This window comes from Paenibacillus sp. MABNR03, from assembly GCF_050455445.1.
Classification (GTDB): Bacteria; Bacillota; Bacilli; order Paenibacillales; family Paenibacillaceae; genus Paenibacillus; species Paenibacillus xylanilyticus.
This window is the reverse complement of sequence record NZ_JBCIYR010000005.1, coordinates 261,511-282,010: the sequence shown is the minus strand read 5'-3', so window position 1 is coordinate 282,010 and position 20,500 is coordinate 261,511. Positions and strand designations below refer to the sequence as shown.

Genomic DNA, 20,500 nt, shown 5'->3' with positions numbered 1-20,500 from the left:
CGTGGCGGAATGGCAGACGCGCTCGACTCAAAATCGAGTGGGAAACCGTGGAGGTTCGAGTCCTCTCGCCGGTATAACGTATAACCCTGTGAATTGCTTAGACAATTCACAGGGTTATTTTTATTAGAAGATAAGCATTGTTTTCGCGGAGCTTAAGAGCAGGCTGAATATTTGATGTTGACGTATGAACTTATTGGATATATTGTAGATATATAAAGTCTGTAATAATAATGACTATACCTTAATAACACTTTATACCTCTGTAGATTTTAAAAGGCTTTAATTCTTGTGAATTTCGATTCCTATTTATAGAACGGAGTGAAGTGAAATGGCTGGAGAAAAAGTTCTTGAGGAAAGTAATGCCGCTGCGTATTCGGAAATATTATTTAATTTGTCCGTATGGGAAGAGGCATGGAAGCAGCGGCCGAGAAACCCAAAATACAAGAAAAAAAGTGCCCCGTTTGACAACGAAGAAGCGTTTGAAGGCTGGGCTAGGGATTATCACCGCCAATCCTTCACAGAAGAAGGGAAACAGCGTTCTGAGCGTATCATGAACTGGGTTGAGAACCAAGGTGTAGATTTTAGTGGTTTATCCATATTGGACATTGGAGCAGCTTCAGGTATCTTTACGATTCCCTTTGCCGAGAAGGGAGCAAAGGTCACTGCAGTCGAACCCTCTGAACTGCTTGTATCTTTGATGAAAGAGACAATTCCACATTCCTTGGTTTCCAATATTGAGATTGTTTCGGAGCGTTTTGAAGACATATCAATTCAGGAGAAGGGCTGGGAAAAGGAATATGATGTTGCCTTTGCATCCATGTGCCCAGCTATGTCTGATTGGGAAACGATTAAACAGGCGATCCAGTGCGCACGAAAATATGTATATATCAGTACTATGGCTGGACCAAAAGTACATACGTTAATGGATGAACTAAAAGAGGTACTTGGGGTCAATTCACCCTACCGGGCTGGGGATATGGGATACATACAACAGTTGCTGTTCCTGAAAGGTTACGCGTATACGACCCTGATTACGAACGAAGTCAATCCTATTGAGATGCCTGTTCAGCAAGTTGTCGATCTTTTGCCGGAATGGCTAAACACCTATGGTTTGCCTTCGGATGAAAACTCACTATACAGAGCTGAGCAATATATCAGAGATTCCTACCCAGAGGGTGTGGCTACCTTTTTACGCGGAGGTCGGTTTGGAAAAATTCTGATTCAACTGGACCAGCAGCACATGAAGGTTGTTCGTACCAAATGATCTAAATAAACAATCAATCTTTTCTCAATAAAAAGGGAGCAGACCATCTGCTCCCTTTTGGCTTGCCTACAATAACAGCGTTTATTTCGTTGTAGAGGAGAAAGCCTTCTGCCTACGTTCCCGGTATTGGCCGGGAGTAATTCCTTCCCATTTTCGAAACGAACGGATAAAGTTCTGCGGGTTGTTGTAACGAAGCCGTGCAGCAATATCTTTGACCGTTAACTCAGTTTCATCCAACCACTTTCTTGCCATCTTGAACCGATATTGTGCGAGATACTCGCTGAATGCACAGCCTGTTTCTTTTCGGAAAACTGAACTCAAATAGCTGGCATTATAATGGAGCCTCATCGCACACTCCTCCAGTGTCAGGTCAGTATCGTATTCTTGCTGGACAATCGTAATCATTTTTTCCGAGATCTGTTGATGTTGTGCATATTGCCGCTCTCTAAAAATATCAATAACCGGTCCCATGATACGAGAAATGAACCATTGTTCAACTTCAGCAGCATATTGTAGAGCAAGCAATTCCTTGAAAATCGAACTGTGTCCTGGAGAAATCTGTGCGAGTCGAATACCAGAGTCGTGCATCATCTGTAAAACCTGCATCAGTAATCGAGTTAGAGCAACCTGATACTCTTCCGCAGTCCAATCCATACGAAATATACTCTGGAGCAATTGTTGTAAAAGAACGGAGGCTTCAGCCTCATCTGCTGATTGAATGGCATGGATCAGATTATATTCCAGTGACTCAGGGTAAGGGAGCGTCCATTGGGAAGGATAAATAGCTTCCGCTTCATATTGAACGATAACCCCACTCCCCAGCTTCATTCGCTGTTGTAATGCTCCCATGGCTTCAACATACGCCTGATGTACCTCTAAAATTGATGTGTACGGTTGACTAAATCCGAAACTTACCTGAAGATTCAATATCTCACCAATTTGATGTTGTAATTGCGTTGTTGTTTTATAAAGTTCTCGCGAAAACAAGTGATTGTCCAATTCAACACTACCTATTACTGTCACTATGGTCTGTTCCATAACAGTTGGGGAAAATTGTCGTTCCTCATCAATGGATTCTTCCATTATGTTTTGAATCGCAAACAGCAAAAGATCGAGATCCTGCGGACCATACTTCGTTTGATTCACCAGATCTACCTGTACGGTTAATACGGCCATTTGTTGCCACCGAATAAGCTGGTTGTTATAGCCTTGTTCACTGATGCTTTTATATAGTGTGGCTGGTGAGCATCTGCCTAGATACATATTCATCATCAGCTGGTTGCGTAACTGCAACACATATTGATTCAATTTATGTTCCATCTGGGATCGAGAAGCAGAAAGCTGAGTAATATGTGCTTTAATTTGCTCGAATTCATCTTGATGCGGTGCAAAGGATTCTTGCAGATACTGGTTTAACGGCGCTCTGTCTCCAATCCCAAGCTGCTTTAACAGTTCACGAATAGGGATATGCAATCGTCTTGAACCAACCCACGAGAAGAGCAAGGAAAGTAACAGAAGTACGATGCTGATACACATTGTGTAAAGGGCAGTCTCTACAGATTGCTGGGTTAGGACATTCATGGGTGTGATCAAAATATAGGTCCATCCCTTTAATGGTGACTGAGTGTAATTCAAGGAATAGTGTGCATCGGAGATACGCACTTCCCGATATCCCGACGAAGCAGGAAAACGGGTTGGAGACAGCAGCTCGCTCAATTCCATGTTGGATTCGCTATCCTCAATGTTCACTGCCGATAAAGGTTGACCAATATAAATGGGATTGGGATGAACGAGAATGCGCTGTTCCCGATTAATAATAATCAATTGTGAAGCCGATAGGTCCCTGTCATCAGGTATGACAGGGTTTTGCATAGAGCACGCAGGGATTCCGGCAATTAAGGCAGTACCAGAAGGTGTATTCAAATGTGGAATAGATCTCGCGAGCGCAATATGATAGATGCAACCGGAATCGGATGACCGTTCATTATGATTAAATACGGAGGAAGGAGCTAGCTGCCAACCAGAGGTCAGCGTCTTGGACAACAAATCCTGCATGGGAAGAGCGAGAGGGAAATCCGCGTTCAGATACAGTCCGGCATGATCGATTAGCCAATCCTGCGTTTGATTCACCAGAGTAATATCCATTAAGGGCTCCCATGATCGCATATGTTGAAATTCGGATTGCAGCTGGTTCGCTGTTGTTAAATTCATATTCGGAAGCGGAGCGGACAGGGACTGAAGCATAAAGGGAGAGCGTGTCGCCTGATCCAACATATAACTGACGGTGGCAAGCTTGTGTTCGACAGTGGACTGCATCTGTAAAAGAAGTTGCTTATTGGTCTGAATCCGGTGCAGCTCCGTTTGATTCACTGAATAAGTGAATGCCGCTATTCCGGTCAACAAAATAGGCAAGGTGCTGAGCAGCGTGCCAAACACGATTATTTTATGAAGATAACTGACGGGTCGCACAGCCCCACTCCTGACTTTTGAATTAGGATAGTACCTGTTTCTATTCTAGTAAACGCTTACAATTTAAACAACATAAATTTGTTTATATGGATAAATAAGTAATTTAAGTTGGGATTGTAGATTTCCCTTTCGCTAAACAGAGAGTCGATCTGGAGAAACGGATTACCTGTTGCATACGTAAGTAAGAGGTGAGGACGGATTTTATCATATACGGTCACACTGACTCGGATAAGGGTATTAAGAGGTAACCGTAGTTCATGCTGAGGTGTATGAGTACAGAGGTCTGATGCAAGGACAGACGGAGGTCCAACCCCATCCCCGACCTGAGTCTAGGATGAAAAACCGTCCGCGGTCTGTTTTGAAAAGTCTCCGTTTCCCCTAGAATAAGGACATAAGGTTAAACAAGAAACAACAAACACAAACGAGTAAACAAACAATTCAAAATACAAACCGAAAGGGCGGTGAAAAAAATATGAGATGGAATAAGGGAAATGGCTGGGCGATTGTACTAATCGTGCTGGGAGCTCTCATCCTTTTCGGAAAGTTAACTCCGCTTCTTGGACACCTAATGGGGTATCTGATTCCGATTCTGATGATTGCACTTGGATATTACGGAGTTAAACGAGGAAATGTGATGTTGGGATGGATCGTCCTGATCATCGGTATCATTTCACTGATGGGTAAACTGGCTTGGTTGATTGGACCAATCATCGCCATCGGATTAATCATCTTCGGTGTATCGATGCTCAGCAACAACCGCAGTCGTCGTGGCCGTTACTAAGTTTTCACGATCTTGAAAAGGAGGACAGAACATAATGAGTGTATTTCGTCGAATGCGGGATATTACCGTAGCTACTTTAAACGAACATTTGGAGCAAAGTCAGGATCCAGTCAAACTGATTGATCAGTTTCTGGTCTCGACCCGCCAAGACATTGGTGAAGCCGAGAAGCTTCGTCATCAATATGCTAGCCATACCAGACAAATGAAACAACAAGCCGACCAGGCAGCAGGTATGGTACACAAACGTGAAGAGCAGGCTTCCATGGCTCTCAAAGCAGGAGAAGAGCACTTAGCCAAACTGGCCCTGCAGGAGAAGATTCTCCACGAGGAAAAAATGGAACAATACAATGAACTGTATGCACAAAGCAATGCAGCATTGCAGGAACTCGATGAACAGATTGACCAGCTGAAAGTGGAGTATCAAAATGTGTACAGCAAACGTCAATACTACTACGCTCGTATGCAAACCATTCAGTTGCAGCAGCGAATGAACCAGAGAGGGCACTATAACGGTCAAAACGTACCCCGTATGTTTAACCGACTGGATGACCAAGTCTCTGATCTCGAATATGAGGCACAAAGTCTCCGGGAAATCCGGCGAATGAGTCAAGATGGTTCAGGAGCGTCTGGCAGCATGTCATCCTCTGCGCTGGATAAGGAATTGGAACGGTTGAAGCAGAAGCTAACCAATGAAAGAAAGGAGTAGTCACATGAATAGATTATACCGCTCAACGCGTAACCGAAGGCTGACAGGTTTGATCGGCGGCATCTCTGAAAATCTCGGACTAAGTTCCACGCTGCTGCGTCTTATCTTCTTCATCAGCATTTTCGCTACGGGAGGTACATCATTGCTGATCTACTTCATCGCTGCATTGGTAGTGCCGAAGGAATCCTATCCTGCTGATCCATACGGATATAATTCCGCAACAGGATATAAGTAAACGAAAGGAGCAAGCACATGAGCAAATTATACCGCTCAACGCGTGACCGGATGTTAACAGGTTTGATCGGTGGGATCTCAGAATCCATTGGAATGGATTCCACGCTGCTGCGGATCATCTTCGTCATCAGTATCTTTGTAACAGGCGGCACAGCGTTGTTGATCTATTTCATCGCAGCACTAGTGGTACCGAAAGAACCGTTTCCACCATATGATCCATACGGTTATGGTCCTGGCCCCGGCCCTGGTCCTGGCAGAGGATACAATAGTTATGATCATGAGCCGCAAAGAGGCCCATTCCGCAACAACAATCAAGGACATGGAAGCTTCGGTCCCGGCCCAGGATACAATAACAGACCGCATTCGGGCCCACGTCCTTATGACAATAACACCTATGGAGCAGGTGCACAGCAAGAAAGTGAACTGGATTCCATGATGAAAGATATTGAGAAAAAAGCACTGAAAAAAGAAGTTGAAGAGCTTCGCCAAAAATTATCTCGTTACGAGAAGGGAGAAAAGTAAAATGGGAGTATTTAAACGGATTAAAGATATGACTAAAGCGTCGGTAAACGATATGTTGGATAAAGTGGAAGACCCGATTGTAATGTTGAACCAGTATTTGCGTGACATGGAGGCCGAGATTCACGAGGCTGAAGTAACGGTAGCGAAACAAATGGCAAACGAGCGTCGCATGAAGCAACGTTTGGACGAAGCGGAGCGTACATCTGTACAACGTGAGTCCCAAGCTGAAGCTGCTCTGGCTAACGGTCAGGAAGAAGTGGCACGCAAACTGCTGGAAGAGAAAATCTACTTTGATCAAAAAATTACGGAGTACAGCGAACTGCACGCTCAGTCTGAAGCACAAGCCAAAGATCTGCTGCAACAGCTCCATGACATGAAAGATGAGTTCTACAAAATGCGTAACAAGCGCAATGAGCTCGTATCTCGTGCACAAATGGCGAAAGCCAAAAAGCAGATGTCCCAAATCAACAGCTTGCATACGATTGAAAGCGGCGGCGCATCCCTTGGATTCCACCGCATGGAAGAGAAAATCATGCAAATGGAAGCTGAAGCAGACGTAATCCGTGCACCATACCGAAACACACAATCTTCATATACGAACCCTGTGGATGCAGAGAAGCAATACAAAGTGGATCAACAACTTCAAGCCCTGAAAAACAAAATGGGCAGCGGTTCGAAAAATGAAACGGGCGGTACTGCAAAAGAATAACTGTTCGCTCAGCAGACAATATGATATTCTATAAATCGTGAATAAAGAACGGTTTGTGGAACAAAGGTTAAGCCATACAGGTCATCATTGCCTGGTATGGCTTTTCCAACGAATAGGGAAATTCAACTTACAGAGGAGGTGCGGCAGAGATGAACAAAAAAGAACAATGGCTTGCATTTGCGATCATTATCATCGGTGTAGTCATGTTGCTGAATCAGCATATTAACTTGCTGACGGCTGCCGCACTAATTCTGTTAACGATTGGAATGGTCCAAATCCGTAAGGGAGACACTCACAAGGGGTACCGTTACTTGGCGATTGGCGGATGTCTTCTGCTGCTTGGCAACCTGATGATTGTATTTTTAATTGTACTGGCCTCACTGGCATACTTTTATTCCAAAAACAAAAAGATTCATCTGCATGGCGATGTCATGCGCAAACAGAATTTTATGGCCCGCTACTACTGGGATCAGGGACCTTGGACGTTACGCAGCATGAGCCTCTGGCACGCCCTTGGTGAGATCAATGCAGATCTGTCTCTCTCCATTCCGGAAGAAAAACAGACAATCGTGCTGTTGCAAGGCGTTATGGGGAATGTTCGTTTGACACTGCCGGAAGATTACGGTGTAGAAATTGAGGCTTCTGTCCTGTTTGGACGAATTAATCTGAATGGTGAAAAAGACAGCGGCATGATGAACAAGTTAATCTGGAGAACACCTGGTTATGAAACCAGTGAACATAAAGCAAAATTTGTTATTTCTTATATTGTTGGCGACCTAAGTATCAGTAATCCGTAATAAGTTAATAAGTGAAGAAAAGGAGGAGACCCGGTTGAAGACAAAACGACATACCGACATGGTAACCCGAAGTATGGGTGAAGGGATCCTCCTTGTTTTCATTGTGCTCGCCGTTATTTTGTATGTATTGTATACATATGGTTATCTTGCTCCGTTTGCAGGATGGAGGCATCTGATTCAGTCAGGTCTCGCACTGTTATTATTATTGGTTGGTATTGGAGCCGTTTTTGGTTTCTATCAGAGCTATCGGGTCAAACGCAGGCTTGAATTGCTGCGGGAAACCCTTCTGCAATGGGAAAAGGGATCTCTATCACGCACCGTGCCTGATCTGGGGATCGATGATGTAGGCCGTTTAAGTGAACAGCTTGGACGCATCGGCAAGAAGTGGGAAGATCAGGTTACCTCGCTGCAGAGACTATCGACCAATAATGCGCAGCTTGCGGAACAGGCTCGAATAACAGCGATTGTGGAAGAGCGTCAGCGTTTGGCACGAGAGCTGCATGATGCCGTCTCCCAGCAACTATTCGCAATTTCCATGACAGCCACAGCGGTTGGACGGAAAATGGAAAAGGACTTTGCACGTGCCCAGCGGCAGGTGGCTTTGATTGAGGAGATGGCTTCGGTAGCCCAATCCGAGATGCGAGCGCTGCTGCTGCACTTGCGGCCGGTATATCTGGAAGGCAAACATCTGGAACAAGGTTTGAAGGATCTTGTCATGGAACTGAAAACAAAAGTACCCATGGACATTGTGCTCGAAATGGATGAAGATATTCATTTGGTCAAAGGAATTGAGAATCATCTGTTCCGTATTATTCAGGAGGCGATGTCCAACACATTGCGCCATGCCAAGGCAGAAAAAATGGAGATTCGGCTGCAGCGCCGAAACGATGCGATTCGCGTGTTGATTCGCGATGATGGTCAAGGCTTCGATCTGGATGACCAAAAGCAGGCTTCCTACGGTCTGGCGAACATGCGTGAACGGGTTACGGAAATTGGTGGAGCCATTCAATTCGTAACTGCACCGGGTAAGGGAACACGGATTGAGATAACGATACCTTTGATGAGCGATGAAAGTGAGGAAGAACATGTCAATGGAACCCCAAGTAGAAACGGAGACGGAAACGTCGATCAAAGTGTTGCTCGTGGATGATCATGAAATGGTACGGATCGGCCTTGCGGCTGTGCTCGATACCGAGGACGGTATTGAAGTTGTGGGTGAAGCAGGCAGTGGAGAGGAAGGCATTCGACTGGCTCAGGAATATAAGCCGGATGTTGTGCTAATGGACCTCGTTATGGAAGGCATGGACGGGATTGAAGCTACCCGGCAGCTGCTCAAAATGTATCCGGAATGCAAAGTCATTGTACTGACCAGTTACCTGGACGATGAAAAGATGTACCCTGTTATTGAGGCAGGTGCCTTCAGTTATTTGTTGAAAACATCAAGAGCCAATGAGGTGGCAGATGCCATTCGTGCTGCAGCACGTGGACAATCCGTTCTGGAGTCACAGGTTGCTTCCAAAATGATGAATCGTTTCCGGCAGCCACAGGCGGCAGCACCAGCACATGAAGAGCTTACTGACCGGGAGATGGATGTGCTCCGATTACTGGCGAAAGGCAAGTCCAATCAGGATATTGCCGATGATCTGATTATTGGGATCAAGACAGTCAAATTTCATGTCACGAATATCCTGGCCAAACTTGGTGTGGATGACCGTACACAGGCAGCTATTTATGCCTATAAAAATGGGCTTGCAGAGTAAGAAAAACAGTGATTTGAACGACTAACTAAGCAAAAGAGCCGTACTTAAAGAGTTCGGAGATTATAGATCTGGTACAGAGATCGGTAAGACGGAAAGGTCCCCTCCCCATGAATATGGTGGAGGGGACCTTTTTTTGATATGTCTATCAAAGTTTAGCAAATGAGAAATGGGGGCATGCTGTTGATAGATTCATAGAATACAAGTGAGAGCGGGGGATCTACATGTTAAATCGATGGATGACTGCAGGTCTAGTGGCAATGGCACTTATTATTGTTATAGGCATGACTAAGGTGTATGCAGGGAATGGAGAGAAGAGCGAATCGGAAGGTACGAAGTTGGAACAACTGATGAAGACTTCAAACGCGGCGATGGATCAGATAGAGCGCATGATTATCAAATGGCAGGGACAGGGGATAGGAAATGCACAAGAACAGGCAGAGCTGCTGGCGGGGCAACTGGGACTGCCACAACCGGTTTTGATACGGCAGACAGGCCACGATGTATATCGCAGTGAAATTCAGGCAGAAGGACAACATGCAGGAATACGGATGAATGCAATTGTGACTGGAGAAAATGGGTATTACGTGATTGTACAGTTATCGGGTGACAAGTTTACGAATTCAAGTCAACTAACGTCTTTGCATGAGCAAGTAAATCAAACGCTAGCAGAATCCGGAGTGGAAGCGACGTGGAATTATGCGGTTCAGGGCAAAGGGGCAAGCGATGCAACCGCCAGCATTCAATTGCAGAAGATGGAGGATAAGCTGTCCGGCCAGCTGAGTATGCATGCCGCAGAGCGCTACACGGATGCCAACACTGCAAGTGTATCCTACCGAGTGCCTGAGCTGTCTACTGCCATCCAGAGCGGCTCCCACATTCTGAACATGCAGATGGCTGTGCATCAGGATGATGACACAGGAAGCAATCGCATTACGTTAGGATTTCCGGTAATCACTATCGAATATTAAGTTTATATAACGTGTATTTATAAGATTGATTATGAATATTTATAGGTGAATTTTCTGAGGAATTCTGGAGCTATATTGAGAATCTTTATCAGGAAAATTAGTGCAACCGTTCAGGCAATATGCTAAAATGGCATCACATCCAAGAAGGAACTTGCTGGTAATTGTCGGTTGTATGTTGTGCATATATAACACCATTACATAGCTCGGGAAGAACGAAGAAATTGAGTCTTTCCGGAAGGAAGAGGAGCCCATGGTCGAAAAACAAATGCAAGATGAAGTGCAGACGCCTGGCGCAGTATTTTTCATTTTTGGAGCAACGGGTGATTTGGCCCGCCGGAAGCTGTTTCCGGCCATCTACAGTCTCTACCGCGAAGGCAAACTAGCCGAAGACTTTGCGGTTATTGGTGTTGCTAGGAGTCCAAGGACACCAGAACAATTCCGGGAAGACATCCTTGAATCCATTAGGGAGTTCTGCCGTTATCCGGCGGGGGAATCTGATGAGTGGAATGCTTTTGTCGAACATTTTGAGTATAAAGCTCTTGATATTAATAATGTGGATGGTTTCAGAGAACTGCGGGACCAGACAGAACGTCTGGAAGAGAAGTTCAAAACGCCGGGCAACCGGCTGTTCTATCTGGCGCTTGCACCTGAGCTGTTCGGCAGTGTCTCATATAGTCTGCGAGATGGTGGGATGCTGGAGAGTCGCGGTTGGAACCGCCTTGTCATTGAGAAACCATTTGGGTATGATCTGCAGTCTGCCGAGCAGTTGAATGAGCAGATTCGTGAAGTGTTCCGTGAAGAGGAAATTTATCGGATTGACCATTATCTGGGCAAAGAGATGGTGCAGAATATCGAAGTGATTCGCTTTGGTAATGCTTTTTTTGAACCGCTCTGGAATAACAAACATATAGCGAATGTTCAAATTACGCTTGGGGAGACTGTGGGCGTGGAAGAACGCGGAGGTTACTATGATCACTCCGGTGCCTTAAGGGACATGGGACAAAATCATATGCTTCAGATGCTGACGATGATTGCCATGGAGCCGCCAAGCCGTTTATTCCCGGAGGACATTCGGGATGAGAAGGTCAAGGTGCTGCGCTCCTTGCGACCATTTACTTCCGATGAAGAAGTAAGCAGCAATGTTGTCCGCGGGCAGTATACGGAAGGGGAATATCGGGGGAAACAGCTTCCGGGTTACCGTCAGGAAGACAAAGTTGATCCGGAGTCGAACACGGAGACCTATTTTGCGGCGCGTGTATTTGTAGATAATTTCCGCTGGGCTGGTGTACCTTTCTACATTCGGACAGGCAAGCGTCTCCCGGTGAAAACGACCGAGATCGTCGTTGAATTCAAATCAATGCCGAACAACGTATATCTGGGTAAAAAATATAAGCTCGAACCGAATCTGCTTGTGATCCGGGTGAATCCGATGGAAGGCATCTATATCAAAATCAATGCCAAGAAACCTGGCTCGGACTCCGAGATTCAGCCGCTCGCGATGGACTTCTGCCAGAGCTGCATGATCGGAATCAACTCGCCTGAAGCATATGAGCGTCTGCTGCATGATGCAGCAGAAGGAGATTCCACATACTTCACCCGTTGGGATGAAGTGGCGACCGCATGGTCTTTTGTTGACCGGATTGCTGCGGCATGGGCTGAGAATCATGGAGAGCTCCACACGTATCCTGCTGGGACATGGGGTCCGGAAGCGACAGGCAAGCTGCTGGAGCAGGATGGTTTCCACTGGTGGCCCGTTAATGGGCAGGACGAAGACAGTGTCATTTGGCAAGTGAACAACTAATACAGTGAATTAAGGTAATGAGGCCTGAAAAGGACGCAATTACGCGTTCTTCCGGGCTTTTTTTGTGACCAAATAGAAAGAGAATAATTAACAAAAAATAAATAAAATTAAGTTGTTGACAAAAAGTAAGTGAATAACTTATACTCAACTCAAGAGTTAAAGAGATTACGCAAAAACAAAATGCACTGAAGGAAGTTCTAAGAAGTTCTTCAATCCAGTAAAACATTCATGAGATGAAATTTGAACCAGTAGAAGGGGTTTCAACAACATTCATGAAAAAAAAATTTAGCATAATATCTTTAATCTAAGAATACTATTTTGTAACTATTTGAATGGGGGAAAAGAATATGTTGGATGTAGGATTGCTGTTGATTCGTTTGGTGATTGGATTGTCGTTCATGGCTCATGGTGCACAGAAATTGTTTGGATGGTTTGGCGGGTACGGAATCAAAGGAACAGGCGGTTGGTTTGAGTCAATGGGAATGAAACGTGGCGCACTGGTTGCACTGCTGGCAGGATTGGCAGAATTCGGTGGCGGCTTGCTGCTCGCTCTGGGTCTGTTGACTCCAGTAGGTGGCATTCTGATTGCGCTGACGATGGTAATTGCAATTGTAAAAGTGCATGGTGCGAACGGATACTGGTCCACGCAAAACGGTTTTGAGTATAACCTCGCCATCCTGGCGGTGGGTGTAGCTCTAGCTTTGACAGGTGGAGGACAATACGCACTGGATGCATTGATTTTCTAAGTGAGCTGAATAACATGAATGAGGAGTACCTGGATGCCATTACGATGGCTGAAAGGTGCTCTTTTTTTGCAATCGGAAAAGAGAAGAATCCTCTGCAGGTAATCGGTTATTTTCGGTAAAGATTATGGTACAATAGGAGAGTTGGGTAAGAAAGCAGGTTAACGGATTGAATGGAAGCACAGGGATAGGGAGGATGAACTCCGTTGTAAATGTGTAAAATTAACCTAATGTGCAAAAAGCGAAGGAAACAATCAACCGGTACTACCGGATAGCATAAAGATTGAATTTAGACCGGCCTGGCCGGTAATTAACGTTGAATGAACGGATGAAAGGGATAGAATCGATGAGCAAAGCAGATAACATTCTTCAACAGGAAGTGGACAAACGCCGGACGTTTGCCATTATCTCTCACCCGGATGCGGGTAAAACAACATTGACCGAGAAGCTGTTGCTGTTCGGGGGCGCCATTCGTCTCGCCGGTACGGTCAAAGCGCGGAAAGCAAGCAAGCACGCAACAAGTGACTGGATGGAAATTGAGAAGCAGCGGGGGATCTCGGTTACATCTTCCGTGATGCAGTTTGACTATCTGGGTCATCGCGTAAATATTCTGGATACCCCGGGTCACCAGGATTTCAGTGAAGATACGTACCGTACACTGACGGCTGCCGACAGCGCGGTGATGTTGATCGACGTGGCAAAAGGTGTGGAGGCACAAACGATCAAGCTGTTCCAGGTTTGTGCAAAGCGTGGCATCCCGATCTTCACGTTCATTAACAAGCTGGACCGTGAAGGGCAAAGTCCGTTCGATCTGATGGAAGAGCTCGAAAATGTACTGGGTATTCGCTCCGTACCGATGAACTGGCCGATTGGTACTGGTCGCGATTTGTGCGGTGTGTACGACCGGATGAAAAACCAAGTGGAATTGTTCCAAGGGGACGACCACTCCACGATTAAAGTGCAGAAAGTCGATGGATACGAAGATCCAGTGATCCGTGAGATGGCAGGAGAGTATCTGCATGATCAACTGTGTCAGGACCTGGAACTGCTGGATGTGGCAGGTGACCAGTTTGATATGGAAAAGGTACAACGTGGTGAGCTGACACCGGTATTCTTCGGCAGTGCGATCAACAACTTTGGTGTGCAGACGTTCCTGGAGAACTTCCTGCAGCTGGCACCGAAGCCTGAGCCACGTCACAGTACAGCGGGTGAGATTGAGCCGACCAATGAGAAATTCAGCGGCTATGTATTCAAAATCCAGGCTAACATGAACCCTGCACACCGTGACCGTATCGCTTTCCTGCGGATCGTGTCCGGTAAGTTCCAACGGGGTATGAGCGTTAAGCATAACCGTGTAGGTAAAGAGATTAAGCTGTCACAGCCACAGCAATTCCTGGCACAGGACCGGGATATCGTAGAAGAGGCATACGCTGGCGATATTATCGGTTTGTTTGACCCGGGCATCTTCCGGATTGGCGATTCTCTCAGCCAGGGCAGTGAGGTTATATTTGATGAAATGCCAACCTTCTCACCTGAGATTTTTGCCAAAGTAACCGTCAAAAATGCATTGAAACATAAACAGTACCAAAAAGGAATTGACCAGTTGACCGAGGAAGGAACCATTCAGGTGTTCAACACGGTGAGCTTCGACGAGACGCTGCTGGGTGTTGTAGGTCAGCTCCAGTTCGAGGTATTTGAATACCGGATGAAAGGCGAGTATGGGGTGGATGTGCAGCTGCAGCGCATGCCTTATCAGTTTGCTCGCTGGATTGTGGATGAGAACCTGGATCCAAGTAAATTCCGGATTAACTCCACGCTGGTGAAGGATAAAAAGGGGAACTATGTTGTCCTGTTCGAGAATGAGTATGCGATGAGAACGGCAATAGACAAAAACCCAACTGCCCAGTTCCTGGAGACAGCTCCATAAGTTAAGCTTATCAAGAGAAAGAATCAGTGTTTGACGCAGTGATAAGCATGAAATGTTAAAGATCCCTCCGCCTTTATGGCGGGGGGATCTGTTTGCTTTGCACCTTACTTGTATGGCAGGTATGATCCAGCCGGATAAGGGAAAGCTTTCTTTTGCAGACAGAACAAACGTGATGACGGTTACCGTTCCCCTTCAATACCTCGATTAGCGAAGCGGTTGAACGGGGATGGTGTGCAGATGCTCCTGCGCGACTTGAATCAATTCATCCTGCTTGGCAGGTTCAGTGTTCTTCCAGATCATTTCAAAAATGGCACCAAGTCCGGGCAATGCGGCTTCCGGTCCATCTACAGAACCTTCAATCATTTCCCGGAGTTGAGCATCACTCTTGTCATGCACCTTATGAACAATCGCTTCACGCAGGCTTAATGTAATTGGCATCGCAAGTCCCTCCTCGTATATTCGGCTGCTCCTTTACTGTTCCCTGGGAAGCGTGAGCGCATTCAAGTTTATCTGGCTTTGTGGTATACTACGAAGGATATTTAAGTAAGCATTGACATCATGAATGATGCTCAAGTGCTGAAGTGCAGCGGGAGGTTAAGAACCCTAATGGCTAAGAAACAGTATGCCGTAATTGGCATGGGACGGTTCGGATCAAGTGTAGCCAATGCGTTAAGCGGCATGGGATTTGACGTGCTGGCAATTGATGCGGATGAGCAGCGGACCCAGGAAATGTCCAATGTGGTGACTCATGCTGTATCGGCAGATTCAACGGATGAAGAAGCGCTTCGGGCGCTGGGCATACGAAATTTTGACGTTGTCGTTGTGGCAATTGGTGAAGATATTCAGGCGAGTATTCTTACAACCCTGATTTTGAAAGATATGGGAGTACCGGTTCTGATCGTCAAAGCACAAAATGAGCTTCATGGTAAAGTGCTGCAAAAGATCGGAGCGGACAAGGTGATTTATCCTGAGCGGGATATGGGGCTGCGGGTAGCCCATCATCTGACCTCCCCGAACATACTGGATTATATCGAGTTGTCTGAAGATTACAGCATTTTGGAGATGAGAGCTTCCGAGCAAATGATTGGCAAAAACCTGTTGGAGTTAAACATTCGTGCACGTTTCGGTTGTAACGTGATGGCAATCCGCAGCGGGAATTCCATGAACATCTCCCCGTATGCCGAGGATCGGATTGAAGCCGGAGATGTGTTGATCATCGTGGGCCACAAAGACCATTTGACGAAAATGGAGCTGGCATACCCGAAGTGATCTCTTGGAGTATTCGGAGTAAATTGAACCGCAGACGGGAAGGATGGAAAGATGGATATTGTATCACCGCAAAATTCACGTGTAAAGGAATGGGCACAGCTCCTGGAGAAAAAGCATCGTGCCCGTCAGCATAAATATATCATTGAAGGCATTCACCTGGTACAGGAGGCACTGCGTGCCCAGGCTGATCTGGAGTGCATTGTTTACGATGGTGAACAGGGTGTACCAACAGAACTGTCAGGGCTTGAAGCTCCTCTTCAACGTATAGAATGGATTAGTGTGTCACCGGCTGTTATCGCCAAATGTACGGATACGATGACGCCGCAGCCTGTTTTTGCGATTGTCCGTAAAGGACGTGAGCCGCTGGAAAACCTGATCTCTGGAGCACGCGGGCTTGTTGTGGTGCTGGACGGAGTCCAGGACCCGGGGAATGTGGGGACGATCATCCGCAGTGCAGATGCAGCCGGAGCAGCCGGCGTGGTGCTCGGCGCGGGATGCGCTGATGTATATAATCCGAAGACGATTCGTTCAACGATGGGGTCTCTGTTTCATTTGCCCATTGTGGAAGGGCAGCTCGAATCTTTGCTTCCAGAAGCGAAAGCAGCGGGCGTGAAGCTCGTAAGTACTTCTTTGCAGGCAGGGTATTCATGTTATAGCTATGATTTTACTCAATCCGTTTGGCTTGTGATCGGCAATGAAGGCAAGGGGATATCCGAGTCTACAGCAAGGCTGGTGGATGATGCAATTACAATCCCGATGCAGGGACAAGCAGAATCGTTGAATGCCGCGATGGCAGCAACTATTTTGTTGTTTGAAGCGATGAGGCAGCGGATGGTCTAATATAGAATTATGTACAATGGCAAGTAACATATAGGACAAGGTTTCCAGAGCAAGATTAAGCTTATTCCTACTTCTGCGAAGAGATAGGGATGAGCTTTTTCTTATTTCTTATAGAGAAGATAAAGAGTTATTAAAAAAAATCGAACGATATCACCCTCATAAGCCAATATATAGTGTGAAGAAGACTAACAACAAGTTGCAGGAAATCAACGGTGAGAGCGGAGGGAGGGGAACCTTCGCTTTTATTTTTTGACTGCTAAAATCAGGTTCTCCCTTGTACATTCAATCGGTATTGATGGGGAGTTGTGCCTGTTACGGTTCGAAATACTTTGCAGAAGTAGGAAGGGGTGGACATGCCTACACGATGGCCTATTTCTGGCACGCTGTAGGAGGTACGGGCGAGTAATATGCAAGCATGGCGAATACGGGTGGCCTGGGCATAAGCAACGATGGTCGTTCCTGTGGCCTTTTTGAACACGTGAGACAGATGGTAGAGAGACATGTGCATCTCTGATGCCAGATCCTTTAAATGAAAAGGCTCATCATAATGTTCTTCAATCCACTGCATGACAGCTTCCGCATGAGGATGAAGAAGGCTGGAGGAAGTTGGAGGTACCAATTGAGAGGGGGAATGCTTCCCTTCTTCCCATATATATTTAAGTTGTCCGAGCAGATGAAGCAAAAAGAGCCGGATATGCTCTTCTCCTTCGTATGGGAGCAGGTTGGGATGAACTTGCGCGAATTGTTCCATTAATTGAACCAGCATGGATGCAGAAGGCAGGATGAACGGTGCAATCGGTGAGTTTTGTCCCAAAAGCTCCTGTACAAAATCGTGGATAGCGGTAAAATGCCGCCAAGATCCCTTTAATAAATCCAGATCATACATAAGTACACTGCGGACAAAAGGATGCTCATCCGTAACTTGAATCTGTACCTGGTGTAATTGAAACGGGCGGAAAATCATTAGCGTTCCCGGTTCAAGCGGAAATGCCTGACCTTCCGTGATCAGTTGACCATAGCCATCATGAATATAAGTTACTTCCATCTGGGAATGGGCATGGAATATTTCACGGAAAGTCGCGGTGGATGTACGGCGGCAAGCCAGATCGAATTGCTCTTTGCCTAAGATGGACAACGTCAATTCCTCCCTCAACATAAGCGCAAGATCCTTTTATTTTAGCACAAGATGAACGCATAAAAGCGCTTAATTATTGTGTATTGTGTAGGAAATAAGGGAGGAATGTTCAGATGTTGAAAGTGGCGATTATTGGAGCAGGTGCAATTAGTGGAGCGCATATCTCAGCGTATTTGGCCTTTCCCGATCGATGTCAGATTGTAGCTGTGGTGGATATGTACCCTGAAAAAGCACAGAAGCGAATTAACGAACATGGACTGAAAAATGCACAGGCAGTAACGGATTATAAAGAATTGCTGAGTCAAAACATTGATGTGGTTTCGGTCTGTACCCCACCGTACACACATGCTTCCATTGCGTGTGACTTCCTTCATGCGGGTACCAACGTGCTGGTGGAAAAACCGATGGCTTCTTCCCTGCAGGAAGCTGATCAGATGCTGAACGCTGCACAGCAAAGTGGCAAGCTGTTGTCGGTTGTGGCACAGAATCGATTTACGACGCCAATGATGAAGCTCAAGGGTGTGCTGGAAAGTAAACTGATGGGGCCAATTGTGCATGTGCAGGTGGATTCGTTCTGGTGGAGGGGGCATAACTATTATGATCTGTGGTGGCGTGGAACGTGGGAAAAAGAAGGCGGAGGCTGCACGCTTAATCATGCGGTGCATCATATTGATGCCATGCTCTGGATGATGGGTCCACCGGTGGAACTGCAGGCCATGATGGCCAATACGTCTCATGATAATGCCGAAGTGGAGGATGTGTCGATGGCCATGCTTCGTTTCCGCGAAGGGGCACTTGGCATGATCACCAGTTCCGTCGTACATCACGGAGAGGAGCAGCAGTTGATTTTCCAGGGCAAAGAGGCCCGGGTATCCGCCCCGTGGAAAGTGGTTGCCTCTACGGCACGCAGTAATGGATTTCCGGAACCGAATCCGGAACTGGAACAACAGATTCAGCAAAGGGTTGAAGAATTGCCGGATGTTGTTCATGTCGGCCATGCCGGGCAGATCGAGAATGTGTTAAACGCCATTGAGACCGGATCACCGCTTCTGGTGAATGGACAGAGTGGGCGGAATACACTTGAACTGATTGTAGGCATCTATAAGTCGGCGAGTACGGGGGAAAAGGTAACGTTTCCGCTGGGAGCAGAAGATCCGTTTTACACACGGGAAGGTATAATGAAACATGCGGTTCATTTTTACGAAAAGAAGACGACGGTGGAGAACTTTGAGGATCTGAGTATTACGCTGGGGAGCAAATTGGAGCCCTAAGCAAACAATTGAACATAAAAAGATGCCCGCCTCATTAACGTGAGAGCCGGGCATCTTTTGCGTACTCTTTTATCAGCACCACTTTAACATCAATACACCCGGTGCTTCCATCCATTCAACTTGGCGATCGCTTCCAGATAATAATAATCTCCATAAATTAGGGAGACATCAATGAAGGAAGTACCGCTGCCGGTGGCGTGCAGTAAAATCGATTCATGCTCTGGCTGATCCCAGACGGCATAGTTCTCGGTTAATGAACGTAGTATACGTTCAGCGGCATCGGCATAGAGGCGTTTCTCACCTTCGGGAACGAAGGAAGCAAGCTCAAGGAGACCGGAAGCCGCAATCGCTGCAGCGGAACTGTCACGGGATTGTCCTTCCAGAGAAGGAAGCCTGAAATCCCAATAAGGCACGGAGTCTTCCGGGAGTGCGGAAATAAAATAATGTGCAATACGCTTCGCCGTATTCAGGAAACGGACATCCTGAGTATGGCGATATGTATTGGCAAATCCATATAAGCCCCATGCAGCACCTCGGCTCCACGTTGAATCCGGTGAATACCCTTGACCGCCAAAGCTTTCAATATAATGTCCGTCCTCTGGATCGAAGGACAGAATATGTTTGGTTGATCCATCTTCTCTGACACCATATTGCATCGTTGTCTCGGCATGCCGAATCGCAATATGCTTGTACCGGGGATCTCCAGTAACTTCGGAAGCCCAGAACAACAAAGAAATATTTAACATACAGTCGATGATGGCCCAGCCGTATTTATCCCCATTCCAGGCACGAATAAATTGACCTGCCGGATTATATCGTCCAGCCAGGAAATTGGCAGCCTCCAGACCACGTCTGAACCCGTCTTCATCACCTGTAATTTTATACTTGATGACAGCGGTGGAGAGGAACTGAAAACCGACGTCGTGATGAAGTTCCACAGTGGGTTTAACCAGCCATTGCTCCAGTGTCTCATCCCATGACCACGCTGCATCCCGATAGGCCTTATCTCCAGTCATATCATGCATAATCCAGAGCATGCCCGGCCAGAAACCGGAGGTCCACCAATCGGTATGGATGTTATCATACTTCCCATCTTCACCGGCAAAATGGGGACACTTTTCCCCGATTTGATCTTTCATTCGGTTCATTTTGTTTTCCAGCTTCTTCATGACTTCCTGCCAGTATGTGATCGCAACACCGGAACCTATGTTAGACATGTCCAACCTCCTGAGAATAAAATTAGAAATGCTGGATAGCGCTTTCTTTAAGCAGATTATATCTTTTTTAAATTCAGGAAAGTTGTG

20 protein-coding genes are annotated in these 20,500 nt (G+C 46.3%); 16 read left to right on the top strand and 4 right to left on the bottom strand.

The features are described from left to right. Positions 1 to 328 precede the first annotated feature (328 nt). On the top strand, positions 329 to 1,264 hold the full coding sequence (locus AAIH57_RS24220) for a class I SAM-dependent methyltransferase (protein WP_430023276.1): 936 nt from the start codon (positions 329 to 331) through the stop codon (positions 1,262 to 1,264). A gap of 81 nt (positions 1,265 to 1,345) precedes the next feature. Here the strand turns inward: AAIH57_RS24220 and AAIH57_RS24215 are convergent, their stop codons facing one another. Then, complete coding sequence (locus AAIH57_RS24215) at positions 1,346 to 3,733, bottom strand: helix-turn-helix domain-containing protein (protein ID WP_430023275.1); 2,388 nt, start codon at positions 3,731 to 3,733, stop codon at positions 1,346 to 1,348. Between the two features lie 472 nt (positions 3,734 to 4,205). Here AAIH57_RS24215 and AAIH57_RS24210 point away from each other — a divergent pair, with 472 nt between their 5' ends. The 12 genes from AAIH57_RS24210 (at position 4,206) to AAIH57_RS24155 (ending at position 14,681) form a co-directional block, all read left to right on the top strand. Continuing rightward, positions 4,206 to 4,514 carry a LiaF transmembrane domain-containing protein gene (locus tag AAIH57_RS24210; RefSeq protein WP_175399174.1) on the top strand — a complete coding sequence of 103 codons (309 nt, stop codon included), beginning with the start codon at positions 4,206 to 4,208 and terminating at the stop codon, positions 4,512 to 4,514. A 34-nt stretch (positions 4,515 to 4,548) separates the two neighbouring features. Then, a complete protein-coding gene (locus AAIH57_RS24205; RefSeq protein ID WP_175399175.1) occupies positions 4,549 to 5,220 on the top strand; it encodes a PspA/IM30 family protein in 672 nt (223 codons plus the stop codon). 4 nt (positions 5,221 to 5,224) lie between these two features. Beyond that, the gene (locus AAIH57_RS24200) at positions 5,225 to 5,455 is read left to right on the top strand and encodes a PspC domain-containing protein (protein ID WP_175399176.1); all 231 of its coding nucleotides are present in this window, start codon (positions 5,225 to 5,227) and stop codon (positions 5,453 to 5,455) included. Positions 5,456 to 5,472: 17 nt separating this feature from the next. Then, complete coding sequence (locus tag AAIH57_RS24195) at positions 5,473 to 5,976, top strand: PspC domain-containing protein (protein WP_430023273.1); 504 nt, start codon at positions 5,473 to 5,475, stop codon at positions 5,974 to 5,976. A 1-nt stretch (position 5,977) separates the two neighbouring features. Continuing rightward, positions 5,978 to 6,685 carry a PspA/IM30 family protein gene (locus AAIH57_RS24190; RefSeq protein WP_175399178.1) on the top strand — a complete coding sequence of 236 codons (708 nt, stop codon included), beginning with the start codon at positions 5,978 to 5,980 and terminating at the stop codon, positions 6,683 to 6,685. Positions 6,686 to 6,834: 149 nt separating this feature from the next. Next, a complete protein-coding gene (liaF, locus tag AAIH57_RS24185) occupies positions 6,835 to 7,482 on the top strand; it encodes a cell wall-active antibiotics response protein LiaF (RefSeq protein WP_430023272.1) in 648 nt (215 codons plus the stop codon). A 34-nt stretch (positions 7,483 to 7,516) separates the two neighbouring features. Then, positions 7,517 to 8,632: a sensor histidine kinase gene (locus AAIH57_RS24180; protein WP_175399180.1), complete on the top strand. Its 1,116-nt coding sequence runs from the start codon at positions 7,517 to 7,519 to the stop codon at positions 8,630 to 8,632. After that, positions 8,574 to 9,242: a response regulator transcription factor gene (locus AAIH57_RS24175; protein WP_175399181.1), complete on the top strand. Its 669-nt coding sequence runs from the start codon at positions 8,574 to 8,576 to the stop codon at positions 9,240 to 9,242. The genes AAIH57_RS24180 and AAIH57_RS24175 overlap by 59 nt, the downstream gene beginning before the upstream one ends. Positions 9,243 to 9,463: 221 nt before the next feature. Continuing rightward, a complete protein-coding gene (locus AAIH57_RS24170) occupies positions 9,464 to 10,210 on the top strand; it encodes a YwmB family TATA-box binding protein (RefSeq protein ID WP_175399182.1) in 747 nt (248 codons plus the stop codon). A 250-nt stretch (positions 10,211 to 10,460) separates the two neighbouring features. After that, entirely contained in the window at positions 10,461 to 12,011 is a 1,551-nt protein-coding gene (gene zwf, locus AAIH57_RS24165; RefSeq protein ID WP_175399183.1) for a glucose-6-phosphate dehydrogenase, read from the top strand. Positions 12,012 to 12,358: 347 nt separating this feature from the next. Then, positions 12,359 to 12,757, top strand: coding sequence for a DoxX family protein (locus AAIH57_RS24160; RefSeq protein ID WP_430023268.1), 399 nt, complete (start codon positions 12,359 to 12,361; stop codon positions 12,755 to 12,757). Positions 12,758 to 13,100: 343 nt separating this feature from the next. Beyond that, positions 13,101 to 14,681, top strand: coding sequence for a peptide chain release factor 3 (locus tag AAIH57_RS24155; RefSeq protein ID WP_175399185.1), 1,581 nt, complete (start codon positions 13,101 to 13,103; stop codon positions 14,679 to 14,681). Between the two features lie 204 nt (positions 14,682 to 14,885). On the opposite strand, the gene sspI is transcribed toward AAIH57_RS24155, so the two are convergent. Continuing rightward, on the bottom strand, positions 14,886 to 15,119 hold the full coding sequence (gene sspI, locus AAIH57_RS24150) for a small acid-soluble spore protein SspI (protein ID WP_175399186.1): 234 nt from the start codon (positions 15,117 to 15,119) through the stop codon (positions 14,886 to 14,888). A 168-nt stretch (positions 15,120 to 15,287) separates the two neighbouring features. On the opposite strand from sspI, the gene AAIH57_RS24145 reads away from it, so the two are divergent. Both AAIH57_RS24145 and AAIH57_RS24140 read left to right on the top strand, forming a co-directional pair. Beyond that, a complete protein-coding gene (locus AAIH57_RS24145) occupies positions 15,288 to 15,950 on the top strand; it encodes a potassium channel family protein (protein ID WP_127538885.1) in 663 nt (220 codons plus the stop codon). Positions 15,951 to 16,001: 51 nt separating this feature from the next. After that, positions 16,002 to 16,790 carry a TrmH family RNA methyltransferase gene (locus AAIH57_RS24140; protein ID WP_430023266.1) on the top strand — a complete coding sequence of 263 codons (789 nt, stop codon included), beginning with the start codon at positions 16,002 to 16,004 and terminating at the stop codon, positions 16,788 to 16,790. Between the two features lie 262 nt (positions 16,791 to 17,052). Here AAIH57_RS24140 and AAIH57_RS24135 read toward each other — a convergent pair whose 3' ends face one another. Next, on the bottom strand, positions 17,053 to 17,925 hold the full coding sequence (locus AAIH57_RS24135; protein WP_430023264.1) for a helix-turn-helix domain-containing protein: 873 nt from the start codon (positions 17,923 to 17,925) through the stop codon (positions 17,053 to 17,055). 113 nt (positions 17,926 to 18,038) lie between these two features. Here AAIH57_RS24135 and AAIH57_RS24130 point away from each other — a divergent pair, with 113 nt between their 5' ends. Continuing rightward, entirely contained in the window at positions 18,039 to 19,196 is a 1,158-nt protein-coding gene (locus AAIH57_RS24130) for a Gfo/Idh/MocA family protein (protein WP_430023262.1), read from the top strand. 89 nt (positions 19,197 to 19,285) lie between these two features. On the opposite strand, the gene AAIH57_RS24125 is transcribed toward AAIH57_RS24130, so the two are convergent. Further along, on the bottom strand, positions 19,286 to 20,413 hold the full coding sequence (locus AAIH57_RS24125; RefSeq protein WP_430023260.1) for a glycoside hydrolase family 88 protein: 1,128 nt from the start codon (positions 20,411 to 20,413) through the stop codon (positions 19,286 to 19,288). Positions 20,414 to 20,500 lie beyond the last annotated feature (87 nt).

What these genes read in the sequence shown, in the direction of transcription:
- AAIH57_RS24210 (WP_175399174.1), top strand. Translation starts at nt 4,206, where the DNA reads ATGAGATGGAATAAGGGAAATGGCTGGGCGATTGTACTAATCGTGCTG.
- AAIH57_RS24200 (WP_175399176.1), top strand. Translation starts at nt 5,225, where the DNA reads ATGAATAGATTATACCGCTCAACGCGTAACCGAAGGCTGACAGGTTTG.
- AAIH57_RS24195 (WP_430023273.1), top strand. Translation starts at nt 5,473, where the DNA reads ATGAGCAAATTATACCGCTCAACGCGTGACCGGATGTTAACAGGTTTG.
- AAIH57_RS24205 (WP_175399175.1), top strand. Translation starts at nt 4,549, where the DNA reads ATGAGTGTATTTCGTCGAATGCGGGATATTACCGTAGCTACTTTAAAC.
- liaF (WP_430023272.1), top strand. Translation starts at nt 6,835, where the DNA reads ATGAACAAAAAAGAACAATGGCTTGCATTTGCGATCATTATCATCGGT.
- AAIH57_RS24170 (WP_175399182.1), top strand. Translation starts at nt 9,464, where the DNA reads ATGTTAAATCGATGGATGACTGCAGGTCTAGTGGCAATGGCACTTATT.
- AAIH57_RS24145 (WP_127538885.1), top strand. Translation starts at nt 15,288, where the DNA reads ATGGCTAAGAAACAGTATGCCGTAATTGGCATGGGACGGTTCGGATCA.
- sspI (WP_175399186.1), bottom strand. Translation starts at nt 15,119, where the DNA reads ATGCCAATTACATTAAGCCTGCGTGAAGCGATTGTTCATAAGGTGCAT.
- AAIH57_RS24125 (WP_430023260.1), bottom strand. Translation starts at nt 20,413, where the DNA reads ATGTCTAACATAGGTTCCGGTGTTGCGATCACATACTGGCAGGAAGTC.
- AAIH57_RS24220 (WP_430023276.1), top strand. Translation starts at nt 329, where the DNA reads ATGGCTGGAGAAAAAGTTCTTGAGGAAAGTAATGCCGCTGCGTATTCG.
- AAIH57_RS24175 (WP_175399181.1), top strand. Translation starts at nt 8,574, where the DNA reads ATGGAACCCCAAGTAGAAACGGAGACGGAAACGTCGATCAAAGTGTTG.
- AAIH57_RS24160 (WP_430023268.1), top strand. Translation starts at nt 12,359, where the DNA reads ATGTTGGATGTAGGATTGCTGTTGATTCGTTTGGTGATTGGATTGTCG.
- AAIH57_RS24130 (WP_430023262.1), top strand. Translation starts at nt 18,039, where the DNA reads ATGTTGAAAGTGGCGATTATTGGAGCAGGTGCAATTAGTGGAGCGCAT.
- zwf (WP_175399183.1), top strand. Translation starts at nt 10,461, where the DNA reads ATGGTCGAAAAACAAATGCAAGATGAAGTGCAGACGCCTGGCGCAGTA.
- AAIH57_RS24155 (WP_175399185.1), top strand. Translation starts at nt 13,101, where the DNA reads ATGAGCAAAGCAGATAACATTCTTCAACAGGAAGTGGACAAACGCCGG.
- AAIH57_RS24140 (WP_430023266.1), top strand. Translation starts at nt 16,002, where the DNA reads ATGGATATTGTATCACCGCAAAATTCACGTGTAAAGGAATGGGCACAG.
- AAIH57_RS24190 (WP_175399178.1), top strand. Translation starts at nt 5,978, where the DNA reads ATGGGAGTATTTAAACGGATTAAAGATATGACTAAAGCGTCGGTAAAC.